The 14,889-nt window shown below is 58.0% G+C and carries 19 protein-coding genes; 16 read left to right on the plus strand and 3 right to left on the minus strand.

Features of this window, described 5'->3' with window-relative positions; translation table 11 throughout:
• The 12 genes from ACM6I0_RS28580 (at nucleotide 1) to recX (ending at nucleotide 9,502) form a co-directional block, all read left to right on the plus strand.
• A complete protein-coding gene (locus tag ACM6I0_RS28580; protein ID WP_285430316.1) occupies nucleotides 1-1,167 on the plus strand; it encodes a phage tail protein in 1,167 nt (388 codons plus the stop codon).
• On the plus strand, nucleotides 1,167-1,673 hold the full coding sequence (locus ACM6I0_RS28585) for a phage major tail tube protein (RefSeq protein WP_285430314.1): 507 nt from the start codon (nucleotides 1,167-1,169) through the stop codon (nucleotides 1,671-1,673). Before ACM6I0_RS28580 ends, ACM6I0_RS28585 begins: the two co-directional genes overlap by 1 nt.
• A gap of 93 nt (nucleotides 1,674-1,766) precedes the next feature.
• A complete protein-coding gene (locus tag ACM6I0_RS28590; protein WP_414923837.1) occupies nucleotides 1,767-2,348 on the plus strand; it encodes a phage tail assembly protein in 582 nt (193 codons plus the stop codon).
• 128 nt (nucleotides 2,349-2,476) lie between these two features.
• On the plus strand, nucleotides 2,477-4,549 hold the full coding sequence (locus ACM6I0_RS28595) for a phage tail tape measure protein (protein ID WP_414923838.1): 2,073 nt from the start codon (nucleotides 2,477-2,479) through the stop codon (nucleotides 4,547-4,549).
• Entirely contained in the window at nucleotides 4,549-4,932 is a 384-nt protein-coding gene (locus ACM6I0_RS28600) for a phage tail protein (protein ID WP_414923839.1), read from the plus strand. The genes ACM6I0_RS28595 and ACM6I0_RS28600 overlap by 1 nt, the downstream gene beginning before the upstream one ends.
• Nucleotides 4,925-5,137 (plus strand): tail protein X, encoded by a 213-nt coding sequence (locus tag ACM6I0_RS28605; protein WP_285430307.1) that lies wholly within the window; start codon nucleotides 4,925-4,927, stop codon nucleotides 5,135-5,137. Before ACM6I0_RS28600 ends, ACM6I0_RS28605 begins: the two co-directional genes overlap by 8 nt.
• 9 nt (nucleotides 5,138-5,146) lie before the next feature.
• Entirely contained in the window at nucleotides 5,147-6,172 is a 1,026-nt protein-coding gene (locus tag ACM6I0_RS28610; RefSeq protein ID WP_285430305.1) for a contractile injection system protein, VgrG/Pvc8 family, read from the plus strand.
• 55 nt (nucleotides 6,173-6,227) lie between these two features.
• On the plus strand, nucleotides 6,228-6,791 hold the full coding sequence (locus ACM6I0_RS28615; protein WP_414923840.1) for a glycoside hydrolase family 19 protein: 564 nt from the start codon (nucleotides 6,228-6,230) through the stop codon (nucleotides 6,789-6,791).
• Complete coding sequence (locus tag ACM6I0_RS28620) at nucleotides 6,773-7,309, plus strand: lysis protein (RefSeq protein ID WP_414923841.1); 537 nt, start codon at nucleotides 6,773-6,775, stop codon at nucleotides 7,307-7,309. The genes ACM6I0_RS28615 and ACM6I0_RS28620 overlap by 19 nt, the downstream gene beginning before the upstream one ends.
• Nucleotides 7,310-7,389: 80 nt before the next feature.
• Nucleotides 7,390-7,890 (plus strand): CinA family protein, encoded by a 501-nt coding sequence (locus ACM6I0_RS28625; protein WP_285430300.1) that lies wholly within the window; start codon nucleotides 7,390-7,392, stop codon nucleotides 7,888-7,890.
• Nucleotides 7,891-7,973: 83 nt separating this feature from the next.
• Nucleotides 7,974-9,026: a recombinase RecA gene (gene recA / locus ACM6I0_RS28630; RefSeq protein WP_007907270.1), complete on the plus strand. Its 1,053-nt coding sequence runs from the start codon at nucleotides 7,974-7,976 to the stop codon at nucleotides 9,024-9,026.
• Nucleotides 9,027-9,034: 8 nt separating this feature from the next.
• Nucleotides 9,035-9,502 carry a recombination regulator RecX gene (recX, locus tag ACM6I0_RS28635; RefSeq protein ID WP_285430298.1) on the plus strand — a complete coding sequence of 156 codons (468 nt, stop codon included), beginning with the start codon at nucleotides 9,035-9,037 and terminating at the stop codon, nucleotides 9,500-9,502.
• A 45-nt stretch (nucleotides 9,503-9,547) separates the two neighbouring features.
• Here the strand turns inward: recX and ACM6I0_RS28640 are convergent, their stop codons facing one another.
• Entirely contained in the window at nucleotides 9,548-10,666 is a 1,119-nt protein-coding gene (locus tag ACM6I0_RS28640) for a TIGR00730 family Rossman fold protein (protein WP_414923842.1), read from the minus strand.
• 365 nt (nucleotides 10,667-11,031) lie between these two features.
• Here ACM6I0_RS28640 and ACM6I0_RS28645 point away from each other — a divergent pair, with 365 nt between their 5' ends.
• The gene (locus ACM6I0_RS28645; protein WP_285430294.1) at nucleotides 11,032-11,226 is read left to right on the plus strand and encodes a hypothetical protein; all 195 of its coding nucleotides are present in this window, start codon (nucleotides 11,032-11,034) and stop codon (nucleotides 11,224-11,226) included.
• On the opposite strand, the gene ACM6I0_RS28650 is transcribed toward ACM6I0_RS28645, so the two are convergent.
• Nucleotides 11,227-11,652, minus strand: a complete 426-nt coding sequence (locus ACM6I0_RS28650) for a quorum-sensing-regulated virulence factor family protein (RefSeq protein ID WP_259151663.1) — start codon at nucleotides 11,650-11,652, stop codon at nucleotides 11,227-11,229. It abuts the gene before it with no gap.
• A 189-nt stretch (nucleotides 11,653-11,841) separates the two neighbouring features.
• On the opposite strand from ACM6I0_RS28650, the gene ACM6I0_RS28655 reads away from it, so the two are divergent.
• The 3 genes from ACM6I0_RS28655 (at nucleotide 11,842) to ACM6I0_RS28665 (ending at nucleotide 13,898) form a co-directional block, all read left to right on the plus strand.
• Nucleotides 11,842-12,600 (plus strand): tRNA-uridine aminocarboxypropyltransferase, encoded by a 759-nt coding sequence (locus ACM6I0_RS28655; RefSeq protein ID WP_285430292.1) that lies wholly within the window; start codon nucleotides 11,842-11,844, stop codon nucleotides 12,598-12,600.
• A gap of 209 nt (nucleotides 12,601-12,809) precedes the next feature.
• Nucleotides 12,810-13,460 (plus strand): response regulator transcription factor ErdR, encoded by a 651-nt coding sequence (gene erdR / locus ACM6I0_RS28660; RefSeq protein WP_052966391.1) that lies wholly within the window; start codon nucleotides 12,810-12,812, stop codon nucleotides 13,458-13,460.
• 75 nt (nucleotides 13,461-13,535) lie between these two features.
• Nucleotides 13,536-13,898 (plus strand): diacylglycerol kinase, encoded by a 363-nt coding sequence (locus ACM6I0_RS28665; RefSeq protein ID WP_008153979.1) that lies wholly within the window; start codon nucleotides 13,536-13,538, stop codon nucleotides 13,896-13,898.
• Here the strand turns inward: ACM6I0_RS28665 and ACM6I0_RS28670 are convergent.
• Complete coding sequence (locus ACM6I0_RS28670) at nucleotides 13,895-14,821, minus strand: LysR family transcriptional regulator (protein ID WP_414923843.1); 927 nt, start codon at nucleotides 14,819-14,821, stop codon at nucleotides 13,895-13,897. The two genes, ACM6I0_RS28665 and ACM6I0_RS28670, sit on opposite strands and share 4 nt — an antisense overlap.
• Nucleotides 14,822-14,889 lie beyond the last annotated feature (68 nt).

A 14,889-nucleotide genomic window follows, 5' to 3' on the forward strand; every position in this document is an offset into this window, starting at 1 on the left:
ATGGCTGAGGTTTTGAACTTCGAGCACAACGGCATTACCGTCAATGCTTCCGAATCCCCTGAGGCCATGGGTGGTCTCGGTGACAACGTCATTGGCCTGATCGGCACGGCGCCGAAGGCCGATCCGCTGATTCCGCGTAACTCCCCGTTCCGCATTAACAGCTTCACCACCCAGGCGCTGCTCGATCCGACCGGCACTGAATCGGGCACCTTGTTCCACGCGGTGTTCCAGATCCTGAAAGTGGTCAAGGTGCCGGTCTACGTGGTTATTGTCGAAGAGGGTGCAGCCCCGGCGGACACCATCAACAACGTGATCGGCGGCATCGAGCCGTTGACCGGTCGCAAACTCGGCCTGGCTGCACTGAGCGGTGTGCCGGAAGACCTGACCATCATTGGTGCGCCAGGCTTCACCGGCACCAAAGCCGTGGCCAGCGAATTCGCCTCGTTCGGCAAGCGCATCAAGGCTCGTGTAGTGCTCGACGGCAAGGATGCCGCGGTCGCTGATCAAGTGACTTACAGCCAGGAACTGGGCGGCGCGGACCTCGGTTTCGACCGCTGCCTGGTCGTGCACAATATGCCGGCCGTTTACTCCAAGGCGGCGAAGAAAAACGTCTTCCTGTCGCCATCGAGCCTGGCCATTGCCGCGCTCGCCAAGGTCAAGCAATGGGAGAGCCCCGGCAACCAGGTGACCTACGCCGAAGACGTGTCGCGAGTCGTGGAATACAACATCCTCGACACATCCACCGAAGGCGATCTGCTCAACCGCTACGGCATCAGCTACTACGCCCGGACCGTCCTCGGTGGCTTCTCGCTGCTGGGTAACCGGTCCATCACCGGCAAGTTCATCAGCTACGTCGGCCTTGAAGATGCGATCAGCCGCAAGCTGGTGAAGGCCGGCCAGAAAGCCATGGCGAAGAACCTGACCAAGTCGTTCATGGATCAGGAGGTCAAGCGCATCAACGACTGGCTGCAAACCCTGGTTGTCGACGAAACGATCCCTGGCGGCAGCGTGTACCTGCACCCGGAATTGAACAGCGTCGAGAAGTACAAAAACGGCACCTGGTTCATTGTCATCGACTACGGCCGCTACGCGCCGAACGAACACATGGTTTATCAACTCAATGCCCGCGATGAAATCATCGAGCAGTTCCTGGAGGATGTTCTCTAATGTTTACCAACCGTGTAAGACAGGCCATCGCGGCCACCCTGCAAGGCCTGCCGTTGTCGGCGACCGTGGAAGAGTTCACCCCGCCGAAGATCGAGTTCGATATGGAACCGATGACCGGCGGACGCTTCATCGCCGAGGAAATGGCCAAGAGCGGCAAGGTGCTGGGCGCCACCCTCATTCTGCAAGGCGCCGGTCCGGAAGTCATGCTTGCCCTGGGCGTGAAACTGGGCGACGACATTCTGCTGAACGTGCGTGAAGCGGGACAGGATCAGGACGGCAACACTTGGTTCACCTATCACACTGTCGGCGGCAAGCTGAAATCTCTTGGAGAAGCTGCGCTGAAAATGGGCGATAAACCCAAGACCACCCTCGAACTCTCCTGCCGCACCTACAACCGTCTCGAAAACGGCATTCCTGTGATCGACATCGACGTGCGTACCCAGAAGTTCATGCTCAACGGCGTGGATATTCTCGGTGATGCCCGTCGCGCAGTGCTGATCACATAACCCCTCGCACTACCTCAATACAACTCAGCTAAACGCAGTTCCTGTGGCGAGCGAGCCGGTTCCCACAGGTTGCACACCCAAGGAATTCATTCCATGTCCTGGACACCTCCCGTTCATGCCCTGTTGTCGCCAATCACCGGCGACGATCAGTCGGCCATCGAACAGATTCAACTCAAGCCGTTGTACTACGCCGCACAGAAAGATGCCCTGGCACGTGCTGGCGATGATGAGGACGACCAGTTTTTCGAACTGGCCAAATTGGCCACCGGTCTTTCGGTCAAGGAACTCGACCAGCTCAAACGCCCGGACTACGTGAGCATCGCGCAGTACGTGCATGAGATGTCAACCCGTCCGGCGTCATATTTTCTACAGCCGGATATCGAAGCCGAAGCCGTGGACGATCCCGATCAAGTGCAACTGCTGCAACCACTCAAAGTGGCCGGCCGCAGCCTGACCTCCCTGACGCTGGAAATGCCCGTACTACGCGCCACTAAAGCGATGAAAAAACTGAAAACGGCCAAGGAACGCGCCGAGTTCATCACCGCCCATTGCACCGGCTTGATGCTTCCCGACCTGGACCTGTTGACCGTGCCTGACTGGACACAGCTTCAGGTACGCATCGACGATTTTTTAAACAAACCGGCGGACTTCTTTCGGAGCGCGACATCGAAGTAATCCTCGATGTCGTGCCGCTCATTTACTCGATAAGTGAGGCGGAAATTCTGGAATGGGACGCCGGCAAGGCATTGCGCCGATACGACATTGCGATCACTCGCCTTGGCGTGAAAAAGGAGTAGAGCGGGATGGCGGACGATAGATATTCACTCAAATACGCAGCCATCGATAACAGTGGGCTGGCGTTCGCAAATACCAGCCTGACTACCGCTGCCACGAGCGTTATGTCAGCACAAGGTACGGGCCCCTCCGTCAGGGATCAAATGCTGGGCCTTGGTCTGGTGCTGGAAAATGTCGGAATCAAGCTCGGGCTGCTGACGGCGGCTATTGAGTCGTTGACCCTCAAACTTTCGTCGCAACGTTTGTTACCGCAGGCAACGGGAGCCGGTGAAAAGTGTGAGTCGACTTGCGAGCAAAAGAGTGCGGGAAAGTCGAGTAGCGGTATCGAACCGCCGGACTTGCTTAAACCCGCGATAGCGATGGATTTGGCCAGGGCCGATCTGAAGCAGGCAGGCCAGTTTACCCCGCGCCAGAGCGAAGAGATGGCGCAGTCAACCCAGCAAATCGCTATCGCTCCGCTGGTGGCGGCCGGAGGGACCGAAGCGGTTGATTTGGTGAGGATTGCAACGCTGGCCGCCAATTCAGGAATTGCGGGTGATCTGCCCAATGCTTCCGACCGACAGTTTGAGCTGCTGCGCTTCGCCAGTGATGCTGGCGTCGCCGCGTCGGCGTTCAAAATGCCGGCCATGGATGTCGCAGAGATGATGCTCGGCTGGCGCACTTCCATGAAGCTCAATGGTACTCAAGCCTTTGACCTGGCGGATACAGTCAACCATCTGGGCAAGATACCCGGTGGTGCGAAAGCGGCTGACATCGGCGCCGTTTTGCAGCGTGATGGTAGTGCTGCTACAGCAGCAGGCCTGGCACCCGCGCATGCCGCCGCGTTAACGACGGCATTGTTGAATACCGGTACGCAGATGGCTGAAGCCGGCGTAGCGCTGAAAGACATCGCCGCTGCCATGGGCAAGGGAGATCAAGCCTCCAAAACCGAGCGGGCAGCGTGGAAGCAGCTGGGTCTTGAGCCGAAAGCGGTGGCGAGCGGCTTGCGTGACAAGGAGACAGCACCTGGCACGGTGATGTCGGTGCTTGCGGCCTTGAACGCGCAACCTGCCGAGAAACGCCCGACGCTTGCCTTTACCCTGTTTGGCAATGGTGATAAAGCGGCACTGCGCATGGCGCAAAACCTTGCCGAAGTGAATGGCGCCTTCTGGCAGGTGAAAGACACTGCTCAGTACGCGACGTCGGAATTGGGTAACAACGGCTCGGTAAGACAAGACGCACTCGCGCTGTCAAAAACCCGGCAAGGCCAGCTGAACGTTATGAGCGCACGCAATGATCGCCTGTCGGTGACCACGGGCAATGCGCTGGCACCTGCGACGAATAGCTTGCTTCACTCGCTTGGATCCCTGGTTGATAGCTTGAGCGAATCTGCTGAAACCTCACCGAAAGCCACTGCTGCAATTGTGCTCGTTGCAGCCGCGATCAAACCGCTGGTGGGGGCGCTGTTCAAAGCTGTCATGGATGAGATGACCAGTCGGGCTGCCAAGCGAGTATTGGGTGGCGAGGCTCCCCGTCTCCCCGGCAATTCTCTGAAAGGCTTGAGTGCTTCATTGGGCGTATTTAAGCGCTTTTTACCTGGAGCATTTGCGTTAAGCGCTGCCCCCGATGTGATTGAAGGCACGATGAACGGCGACCCCAAGATGCTCGGCACTGGCCTGGGTGCCGCGGGCGGCGGCTGGGCCGGGGCTTCTGCAGGTGCTTCCATGGGCGCTGCTGTGGGTACCTTGTTCGGTCCGCTCCTCGGCACGGCCATTGGCGCAACGGTAGGCGGGGTCGTCGGCGGACTGGCAGGGAGCTGGGTAGGTGGGGAGGGGGGTAGTTGGCTGGGCGAAAAACTCGCCGCACCTGCCGATCAACTCGCCGCTCCGGACCAGGTCAGCAAAGACCTGACCAGCGCCCAAACGAGCAATCAGCAGAACTCAATGACGGCGAACATTTACATCAATGGCCAGGATCAGGCCAGCGCCAGTCAGTTGGCGAATCTGGTTGTGCAACAGATCTCGGGCCAATTCGGACTTATGACCCTGCCCAACTCACTCGCCATGCGAAGTGACGCGGCCCTGACCGATGGAGGTAGCTGATGCGTCAGCAAATGGTGTTAGGCAATTTCATTTTCGGCCTGTCCAGAAACTTCGCTTACCACAACTTGATACGTAATTCGGATGGTGGCTGGAAGGTTATCGAAACTGCCAGCAGTAAGCCCCTATCCAGCCAGACCGGCGAAGGCCTGCAAAAACTGAAGATAACGGGCAAATCGATGTACGCGACGGCCATGGAACGGCTTGACGAATTGCGTGCTATGCAGGCGCGGCACGCCGCGGTGCCATTGGTTGACGGCACCGGCCGCAATTGGGGGCAATGGCTGATCGTCTTGGTGTCCGAAACCCAGTCGAACGTGATTGATGATGGCACCGCGATGGTGGTCGATTGGGTCATCGATTTGATGGAGTACGCCAATGCGTAATGTTCGAAGTATCGCCGGTGATTCGGTGAATCTGTTGCTCTACCGGGCGCTTCAGCGCTGTGACGATATCGCCGAAGAGGCGCTTTGGCGCCTCAATCCGGGGCTCGCCGAATATGGTCCGGTATTGCCGGCGGGTGTGCGGGTGCTCCTGCCGGAGCTGGACTCAAAACCCATTGCACCCAAGCCGGCATCGGCCTGGGATTAAGGAGGCGGCATGTCACTTGGTTTCACACCCTCGGTGGAGATTTACGGCGCGAATGCTGCGCTGCTCAACGAGCGCTTGATTTCATGGCAGCACATCGATGCGGCGGGAATAGAGTCCGATCAACTGACGCTGACCATTAATCTGGATGGACTCGAAGGTTTACCGAGCCTGGGCGGAAAAATCGGCTTGCGAGTGGGCTATGTGGAATCGGGCCTGGTTGATAAGGGCGAATTCGTGATCACCCGGCGCACGCCGACGCTGTTTCCCTTGCGTATGACGCTGGTGGCCACGGCGGCACCGTTCAGTGCTGCGGATGAAACCGGCTTCAAGCAACGCCGATCCGTCAGCCATGGTCCGACCACCGTGGGGACGCTGTTTCGCCAGTTGACATCCAGGCACGGATTTTCACCGCGCGTCGCCCCTGAACTGGCGCAGATCCAGATTGAACACATCGACCAGTCCAACGAGACGGACATGGGGTTTCTGACCCGCCTGGCCACTCTCCATGACGGTGTCGCCAAGCCGATTAACGATTTGTATGTGCTGGCGCGACGTGGGCAGGCGAAGTCGCTGTCGGGCAACGTCATGCCGGACATAAAGCTCTCCGTGACGACTGACAATCGTCCGGGCGAGGAGGCTTTTATCGCGGCAACCCTCGAAGAAACCGCTCGGGCGAAATACCAGGGCTGCAAGACCGGTTGGTGGGATGCAGCCGCCGGGAAAGTGCGTGTCGAGGAAAGCGGCATCGCGCCGTTCAAGACCCTTCGTCAACGCTATCAAAGTGCAAACGACGCCCGGGCCGCCGCTGAGGGCGAGGTGCGCCGGATGATGCGTGAAGCATTGAAGGTGAAGATCGAGTGTCCCGGCAATCCAGGATTGTCCGCCGAAGGTCTGGTGCTGCTGGACAGTACGTGGCCCGATTTCATGCGCGGTCGTTGGTCAATCGACAAGGTTACGGCCAGTGGCAGTCGTCAGAACAGCTATCGCTGTTCAATCGAGGCGACCTGCCTGGACGCTCGGTCCTTGGCGCATTGAGTGCTTTGTGCCGATGACGGCCGAGTAACTTTCCATCCTTTCCATGGAGGTCATCATGACTGTTACGCAACAACTGCTGGAAACCATCATGCCCAACGCCCGCCCCCAAGCGGGCGTTTTCATTTGCGCACTCAACAACGCGATGGCTCGCTTCAACATAAACACCCCGAAACGCATTGCCGCTTTCCTCGCGCAAGTCGGCCATGAATCCGGGCAGTTGCAGTACGTGCGTGAGCTTGGCAGCGAGCAATATCTGAGCAAGTACGACACCGGCGCGTTGGCCGCCCGTTTGGGCAATACGCCCGCACCCGACGGTGATGGTCAAAAGTACCGTGGCAGGGGCCTGATCCAGATTACTGGCCGCGACAATTACCGTGAATGCAGTCTCGGCCTATTCGGCGATGACCGTTTGCTGTTTCTGCCAGAACTCCTGGAAAAACCCCAATGGGCCGCCGAATCCGCCGCGTGGTTCTGGCAAAAAAACGGCCTCAACGAACTGGCCGACCGCGACCAGTTCAACAGCATCACACGTCGTATCAACGGTGGGCTCAACGGTCTGCAAGATCGTCTGTTGTTGTGGGCACGGGCGAGGGCGGTGCTATGCCAGTCTTCGGTCTGATGCCGGTTTCTTGCCGGGCAATTGGGCTTGTTGTGTTTCTGGCTGTGTTGGCCGCAAGCTCGGCGGCGCTGACCTGGCACTTCCAGGATTGGCGGTATGGCCGGCAACTGGCGGAACAGGCCCGCGTGCATGCCGAGGCGTTGAATCGGCTGGCAATGGCTGCAGCAACGCAGCAACAGGCCGAGCAGGACAAGCGTCAGGCGCTTGAACAGCGCCTTTCAATCAGTGAACAAGTCCATTTTCGAGCGCTTAGCGATGCCCAACGTGATCAAGGTCGCTTGCGCGATCGTCTTGCCACTGCTGATGTGCGCTTGTCGGTCCTCCTCGACGCCGATGACGCTGCCTCAGGCTGTTCAATGCCAGCCACCTCCAGCGCCAGCAGCGTGGATCATGGAGTTGCGCGAGCCCGACTTGACCCGGCGCATGCTCAACGAATTATCGCCATCACCGACGCCGGTGACAGCGGATTGATTGCCTTGCAGGCGTGTCAGGCTTATATCAGAGCCGTCACTCGCTAACATTTTGATCAATCCTGCGCCTTGCAAGCGCCATCTGCTCGTGTACGGTAGTTCTCATTCCGCTCGATCAGGAGAAGCCCGTGAAAGAAATCACCCAGCTGGCCGCTGAGCTTGGCAGGCGCATGCAGGTTCTCAATGCCCACGTCACTACAGCCGAGTCCTGCACCGGCGGCGGCATCGCCGAGGCGATCACCCGTATCCCGGGGAGCTCGGCGTGGTTCGAGGCCGGTTATGTGACGTACTCCAATCGCCAGAAAACCCAACAGTTGAATGTGCCGGTCGAGTTGTTCACGACGGTCGGTGCGGTCAGTCGCGAGGTGGTTGAGGCGATGGTTCGCGGTGCCCAGGACAAAAGCCACGCGCGTTTTGCCGTGGCGGTCAGCGGTGTGGCAGGGCCGGATGGCGGTTCTCCGAGTAAACCGGTGGGCACGGTGTGGCTGGCCTGGGGCGTTGGCGAGCAGGTCTTCAGCGAGGAGCAACACTTCGTCGGTAACCGCGATGAGGTCCGCCGACAAACGGTTAAGGCCGCGCTAGAGGGGCTGCTGCGCCATGCCGCGGGAGAAATCTCAAATCAGGGGTAGGCGATCCTGAAACGCTGTGGAATAATACTGGCTACTTATACAGGTGTTGGCCGTCAGGCCTTATTGATTACGTGAGGACTTTAATGGACGACAACAAGAAGAAAGCCTTGGCTGCGGCCCTGGGTCAGATCGAACGTCAATTCGGCAAGGGTGCCGTAATGCGTATGGGCGATCAGGACCGTCAGGCGATCCCGGCTATCTCCACTGGCTCTCTGGGTCTGGACATCGCGCTCGGCATTGGCGGTCTGCCAAAAGGCCGTATCGTTGAAATCTACGGTCCTGAATCCTCCGGTAAAACCACGCTGACGCTGTCGGTGATCGCCCAGGCTCAAAAAGCCGGCGCGACCTGCGCATTCGTCGACGCCGAACACGCACTCGATCCTGAATACGCCGGCAAACTGGGCGTCAACGTCGACGACCTGCTGGTCTCCCAGCCGGACACCGGCGAGCAAGCCCTGGAAATCACCGACATGCTGGTGCGTTCCAACGCGGTTGACGTGATCATCGTCGACTCCGTGGCCGCGCTGGTTCCGAAGGCTGAAATCGAAGGCGAAATGGGCGACATGCACGTGGGCCTGCAAGCCCGTCTGATGTCCCAGGCGCTGCGTAAAATCACCGGTAACATCAAGAACGCCAACTGCCTGGTGATCTTCATCAACCAGATCCGTATGAAGATCGGCGTGATGTTCGGCAGCCCGGAAACCACCACCGGTGGTAACGCGCTGAAGTTCTACGCCTCGGTACGTCTGGACATCCGTCGTACTGGCGCGGTGAAAGAAGGTGATGAAGTCGTCGGTAGCGAAACCCGCGTTAAAGTCGTGAAGAACAAGGTGGCTTCGCCGTTCCGTCAGGCCGAGTTCCAGATCCTCTACGGCAAGGGCATCTACCTCAACGGTGAGATGATCGACCTGGGTGTGCTGCACGGTTTCGTTGAGAAGTCCGGTGCCTGGTATGCCTATGAAGGCACCAAGATCGGTCAGGGCAAGGCTAACTCGGCCAAGTTCCTGGCAGACAATCCGGAAATCGCCGCCAAGCTCGAGAAGCAACTGCGTGACAAGTTGCTGACCCCTGCGCCGGACGTCAAAGCATCGCCAGTCAAAGAGACTGCTGATGACCTGGCTGACGCTGATATCTGATTGATCCGATGACCGCCGTACTCGATACACTCGTCGCGGTGCGGCGAACCGCAATGGACCTGCTCGCGCGACGCGAGCACGGTCGAGTCGAGCTGACGCGTAAGTTGCGTCAGCGCGGCGCTCTCCCTGAAATGATCGACACCGCACTTGATCGTTTGACGGAAGAGGGTCTGCTGTCCGAATCCCGTTACCTCGAAAGTTTCGTTTCCTACCGCGCCCGTTCCGGCTACGGTCCTTTGCGTATTCGCGAAGAACTCAGCCAGCGCGGCCTGCAACGTGCAGATATTGAACTCGCTTTGCGCGAGAGCGGTATCAACTGGCAGGAGCAACTGGAAGATACCTGGCGGCGCAAATTTGCCGGGCATCTACCGATAGACGTCCGGGAGCGCGCCAAGCAAGGGCGGTTCCTCAGTTATCGGGGATACTCCATGGAAATGATCAGCCGCTTGTTCAGTGGTCGAGGAATGGATGATTAATAAAAACGGCCCGCTATTTCGATAGCGGGCCGTTTTTTTTGTGCCTCACGTCACCTTGGACGGTTCGCGCGTGCGCTGTTGCGGCTGGGGTTTTGAATGGGCCCAGTTTTCCGGCAGGTTGATGTAATCCACCAGTGCCCGCAGGCGTCCATGATCCCGGGCGTTGAAGTTGAAGGCCAGTCGCGCCAGATGACTGAACTGCGGTTCGTCATGCTCCTCGCCGCTATAAGCGTGCTGATGGAAATGATCGCTCAGGCACAGGTCGGCAAAGGCTTCCTGCATGTGTTCGAGCGCCCGGTCGCTGAGCTTGTGGTTCATGCGAATCACGAACTGATGCTTGAGCCAGCGGCTGGAGTGGAAGTTGCTGTAGAACTGATTGATCTGCTCCACCGCTTCTTCAGCGCTGTAGACCAGACTCACCAGCTTCATGTCGGTTGGCAGAATGTAGCGATTTTCCTCCAGTTGATGGTGAATGAAGTCCAGCGCGCCTTGCCAGAAGGTGCCGCCCGGCGAGTCCAGCAGCACCACAGGCACCAGCGGGCTTTTACCGGTCTGAATCAGCGTCAACACTTCGAGCGCTTCATCCAGGGTGCCAAAACCACCAGGACACAGGACCAGCGCATCGGCCTCTTTGACGAAGAACAACTTGCGGGTAAAGAAAAAGTGGAACGGCAGCAGGTTGGCGGTGCCCTTGACAGTGGGATTGGCATGCTGCTCGAAGGGCAGGGTGATATTGAATCCCAGACTGTGTTCCAAGCCCGCACCTTCGTGGGCGGCGGCCATGATGCCGCCCCCGGCACCGGTAATGACCATCAGGTCCGAGCGCGCGAGTGCCGCGCCGAGCTCCCGGGCCAAGGCATACAGTGGATGTTCGATCGGTGTACGGGCCGAGCCAAATACGGTGACCTTGCGCCGTCCCCGAAACTGTTCGAGCACCCGGAAGGCGTGTTCCAGTTCGCGCAGGGTTTGCAGGGTGATTTTTGCATTCCAGCGGTTGTGATCTTCCTGGGCCATGCGCAGCACGGTCAGGATCATGTCGCGGTAAATCGGGGTGTTGGGGCTGTTGGGTGAAACCAGGTTGAGTTGTTCTTCGACCTTGCTGATGAGGTCGTGGCCGCTTTCTTCAAAATGACGGCTCAGGAGGTCATTCGGTTGGTAAGGCATTCAACTTCTCCTTCCATACAGGCTTTGTTGTTCCCTTGGAGAAAGAAACATTCGCACAATTTAGACGTAGGCCGGGCAGCCCCTTTTCTGCCACGAAAGATGATCGTTAATACTCTGAATCTAGACCCTTGCAGAGATTCTCGCTGGCTTGATGATTGCGCCGCAAAGTCTTTCCTGGCAACCGCTTATTAACGATTTGCAAGGTGATTTCACCGTTCGTCTGAACGCAAGCCAAGCGTCTGGCGCTCTGATTTACTAAATTACAGGCGTGACACGACAACTTTGCGTCAAAGGCGCGACGCATCGGTTGATGCAGTTCAAGGATTTTTCGCTCGAAGGGGCGAGGTGCAGGGAGGCTGGAAGCGATGGCCAGAGTCATTCTGGAGATCGATACGCAACTGTATCGATTGTTGAAGGCATCCGCCGAGACCAATCATTTGAGTCTCGAGCAAGAGTGCTGCCGGCGTCTGGAGGGGGCCGACCGGCGTTCACGTTATCTGCAAGCGCTGTTGGCAGAACTGCGCGCCGAGGATGAACAACGGCGCGCCAATTCCCGATGATTACTTCTTCTTGGCCGGGGTTGCTTTCGGGCAATCCGATTCCTGATAACTGGCGGAGCCAACGGCGCGGTTGGTCTTCACCTCAGTGAAGTCGTAACGCATGACTGCGCCCTTGGCCATCAGTTTGCGGTACGAGGGGTTGTTGCACACAGAGGCGCCAAGCTGGAAATACACAGCTTTGGGGTCGGCACGCATCTTATCGGCGTGGCTGCTTTGCACGCTCAAGTGATTGATCAGCGTCTTGCCTTCAACGGTGTAGCCCTGATCAAGAATGTCTTCGTTGATCGCCCGTGGAGTGCCAACACTGCTTTGTACGGCGACATTTTGCAGCTCTCTGTTGAGATTCTGCTCACTCAAGGATGCAGCCTGAGCGCTAAAGGACGACGCCAGCAAAATGGCAGCGGTGGGAACGATAAGGCGCAGCATGAAACTCTCCTGGTTCAGTGACTGGTGGTTCGACCCGTCACATGACTGTGCGTTCAGTGGCGCAGAATTATAGGGGAGGAGGTCTGGGCGGTACAGGCTTGTACCGGTTGCTCTGATAAACTGCCGCGACTTTTTGCCCTTGCGAGTGTTTTGCGTGTCGATTTTCCATCCCCTGTGGTGCCGCCTGCGATGAACCCTGCCACCCCGCGCTTTGCCGCAAACGCCGTCGCCCGCTTGCGCGATCAGCGTGAAGAGGAGGGCATCAAGCCGATTCAGGCCCGTGGCTGGAGGGCGCCGCGATGCCGTGATTGCCGCGTGATTGAAAGTCACTGCCTATGTGCCTGGCGTCCGTTGGTCGAGGCCCGCTCGGGTGTGTGCCTGATCATGACCAACAAGGAAGTTTTCAAACCGAGCAACACCGGTTGGCTGATTGCCGATGTGGTGCGCGATAACCATGCGTTCATTTGGTCGCGTACTGAAGTCGATCAGCAACTGTTGGCGCTGTTGTCAGATCCGCAGTGGCAGCCGTATCTGGTCTTTCCGGGCGAATACGTTGAGCCCGAACGCGTCACCAACAGCGTCGAGACCGATAGCGCCAAGCGTCCGCTGTTCATTCTGCTGGACGCCACCTGGACCGAAGCCCGCAAGATCTTTCGCAAGAGCCCGTATTTTGATCGCTTGCCGATCTTGAGCCTGCTGCCCGAGAAGCTGTCACGCTATCGACTGCGCCGTTCCACCCGCAGCGAACATTTATGCACCGCTGAAGTGGCTGCACTGTGTCTCGATCTGGCCGGTGATACCGCGGCCGCGTCAGCGCTGGACGCTTATTTTGATGTGTTCAGTCAGCATTATCTGGACGCGAAAAACCAGCTGGACATGAACCTCGCCACACCGGCCCACGCCGAGCTGATGCCGTTTATTCATAACGACGTCCCCGCCATGTCCTGATTGTCGCCCATACTGCAAAGAACTGTACCGGTTATGCATCTTGACCACCCCGGTTTCGCTGGGCATGCTTGGCGCCGATTGGGGCGCGGCCATCGTTTGATACGCCGTATTTTTACGTGAATAGCCATGTGATTGGCGTTGAACGTGCCCTGTTGGTGCATCTGCGTGGCTGCACCTGGAGTTGTTTGAAAAACAGGATCATTTGAAAAATGGCCACATACGAAATCCTGATTGCCGATGACCATCCTCTTTTTCGTAGCGCGCTGCATCAAGCGTTGACCCTGGGCCTTGGCCCGGATGTCCGTCTGGTGGAAGTGGCGAGTATTGCCGAGCTGGAAACCCGTCTGGACGAAAAGGCCGATTGGGATCTGGTGCTGCTGGACCTCAACATGCCGGGGGCTTACGGTTTTTCCGGTCTGGTGTTGTTGCGCGGCCAGTACCCGCAGATTCCGGTGGTCATGGTCTCGGCCCAGGAAGAGGCCTCGATCATGGTGAAGTCCCGCGAATTTGGCGCCAGTGGCTTCATTCCCAAGTCCAGTGACCTGAGTGTCATCCAGAAAGCCGTGCGCGCGGTGCTCGACGGCGATGTATTCTGGCCACCTCAAGCGTTCGAAGCGGTGAGCGTTTCCGCTGAAGCCAAGGCCGCCAGTGAAGGCCTCGCCAGCCTGACGCCCCAACAGTTCCGGGTGTTGACCATGGTCTGTGAGGGCTTGCTGAACAAGCAGATTGCTTATGAGCTGAGCGTTTCCGAAGCGACGATCAAGGCGCATGTCACGGCGATTTTTCGTAAGCTGAATGTGCGGACTCGCACCCAGGCGGCCTTGCTTCTGCAACAACTTGAGTCAATTTCAAGCCACTGAGTATTGGCTTATTCACGCTTTTTTGACTTTGGTTGATCTAGCTTCCCCACTCTTTTTTGGTCAGTTGCCCACTCTATGTCACCTTTCAAAGGCCAAACCGGCCTAAAACGTATCCTTAACGCCTCCGGTTACTCGCTGGACGGCCTGCGCGCAGCCTTTACCGGCGAAGCGGCTTTTCGGCAACTGGTGCTGCTGAATGTCATCCTGATCCCCCTTTCGTTCTTTCTGAACGTCAGCCGTGTCGAACAGGCGTTGCTGATCGCCGTCTGCCTGTTGGCGTTGATTGTCGAATTGCTCAATTCGGCGGTGGAAGCGGCCATCGACCGCATTTCCCTTGAGTTGCACCCGCTGTCCAAGAACGCCAAGGACATGGGCAGCGCCGCTCAGCTCGTGGCGTTGAGCATGATCGCGCTGGTGTGGGCGGTGATTCTGCTTTAAGCGATGGTGGGCAGGACGATCTCGTCGCTGCGCTGCACCCCGGCGGTGAACGCGCGGCACAGGTCGAGAAACTCGCGCATCGCCGAGGTCTGATATTTCTGTTTGTGCCAGATGAAATAGAACTGTCGCGCCAGGTCCAGATCTGGCGTTTCCACCGGCACCAGGCTGCCGCGGCGGAAGGCATCGCGCAGTGCCAATCTGGAAATACAGCCAATCCCCAATCCTGACTCTACCGCGCGTTTGATCGCTTCGGTGTGTTCCAGTTCGAGTCGGATATTGAGTGTGCTGCGATGGTGACGCATCGCCTGATCGAAGGTCAGCCGTGTGCCAGAGCCTTGCTCGCGCAGGATCCATGCCTCATGGGTCAGCTCCTCCATGGTCGCCCTGCCGCGTTTGGCCAATGGATGCTGAGGCGCACAAAACACCACCAGTTCGTCCTCGACCCAGCTTTGCACTTCGATGTCCGGGTGGCTGCAGTCGCCTTCGATTAGACCCAGATCAATTTCGTAGTGAGCGACTTGTTGCACGATATTGGCTGTGTTCTGTACATGCAGCTTCACCTGGCTTTCGGGATGGCGTTGCATGAAGCTGCCGATCAACAAGGTCGCCAGATAATTGCCAATGGTCAGAGTCGCGCCAACCGCCAGGGAGCCGAAACCGGACTTGCCGTTGAGCAGGTCTTCGATCTCCTTGGCCTGATCGAGCAGCGCCACGGCTTGTGGCAATAGCTGCTTGCCCAAGGCGTTAAGGCTCAGCCGTTTGCCGGCGCGGTCGAACAGCTGGCAGCTGGACTGGCGCTCTAGCTCGGTGATCGAGGTGCTGGCCGCCGATTGCGAGAGGTTGAGCAAGCCCGCGGCACGGGATACGCTTTCCTGCTGGGCGACAGCGACGAATACTTGAAGTTGACGGAGAGTAAATCGCATATCTATATAACCGATAACCCTTATCTTAATAATCCATTTAACAGATATTGTCGCTGCCATTAGAATGC

The organism is Pseudomonas sp. IT-P294 (assembly GCF_949767865.1).
GTDB lineage: Bacteria > Pseudomonadota > Gammaproteobacteria > Pseudomonadales > Pseudomonadaceae > Aquipseudomonas.

Coding starts and splice junctions, on each gene's coding strand:
- ACM6I0_RS28580 (WP_285430316.1), top strand. CDS start 1: ATGGCTGAGGTTTTGAACTTCGAGCACAACGGCATTACCGTCAATGCT.
- ACM6I0_RS28585 (WP_285430314.1), top strand. CDS start 1,167: ATGTTTACCAACCGTGTAAGACAGGCCATCGCGGCCACCCTGCAAGGC.
- ACM6I0_RS28590 (WP_414923837.1), top strand. CDS start 1,767: ATGTCCTGGACACCTCCCGTTCATGCCCTGTTGTCGCCAATCACCGGC.
- ACM6I0_RS28595 (WP_414923838.1), top strand. CDS start 2,477: ATGGCGGACGATAGATATTCACTCAAATACGCAGCCATCGATAACAGT.
- ACM6I0_RS28600 (WP_414923839.1), top strand. CDS start 4,549: ATGCGTCAGCAAATGGTGTTAGGCAATTTCATTTTCGGCCTGTCCAGA.
- ACM6I0_RS28605 (WP_285430307.1), top strand. CDS start 4,925: ATGCGTAATGTTCGAAGTATCGCCGGTGATTCGGTGAATCTGTTGCTC.
- ACM6I0_RS28610 (WP_285430305.1), top strand. CDS start 5,147: ATGTCACTTGGTTTCACACCCTCGGTGGAGATTTACGGCGCGAATGCT.
- ACM6I0_RS28615 (WP_414923840.1), top strand. CDS start 6,228: ATGACTGTTACGCAACAACTGCTGGAAACCATCATGCCCAACGCCCGC.
- ACM6I0_RS28620 (WP_414923841.1), top strand. CDS start 6,773: ATGCCAGTCTTCGGTCTGATGCCGGTTTCTTGCCGGGCAATTGGGCTT.
- recA (WP_007907270.1), top strand. CDS start 7,974: ATGGACGACAACAAGAAGAAAGCCTTGGCTGCGGCCCTGGGTCAGATC.
- recX (WP_285430298.1), top strand. CDS start 9,035: ATGACCGCCGTACTCGATACACTCGTCGCGGTGCGGCGAACCGCAATG.
- ACM6I0_RS28640 (WP_414923842.1), bottom strand. CDS start 10,666: ATGCCTTACCAACCGAATGACCTCCTGAGCCGTCATTTTGAAGAAAGC.
- ACM6I0_RS28645 (WP_285430294.1), top strand. CDS start 11,032: ATGGCCAGAGTCATTCTGGAGATCGATACGCAACTGTATCGATTGTTG.
- ACM6I0_RS28650 (WP_259151663.1), bottom strand. CDS start 11,652: ATGCTGCGCCTTATCGTTCCCACCGCTGCCATTTTGCTGGCGTCGTCC.
- ACM6I0_RS28655 (WP_285430292.1), top strand. CDS start 11,842: ATGAACCCTGCCACCCCGCGCTTTGCCGCAAACGCCGTCGCCCGCTTG.
- erdR (WP_052966391.1), top strand. CDS start 12,810: ATGGCCACATACGAAATCCTGATTGCCGATGACCATCCTCTTTTTCGT.
- ACM6I0_RS28665 (WP_008153979.1), top strand. CDS start 13,536: ATGTCACCTTTCAAAGGCCAAACCGGCCTAAAACGTATCCTTAACGCC.
- ACM6I0_RS28670 (WP_414923843.1), bottom strand. CDS start 14,821: ATGCGATTTACTCTCCGTCAACTTCAAGTATTCGTCGCTGTCGCCCAG.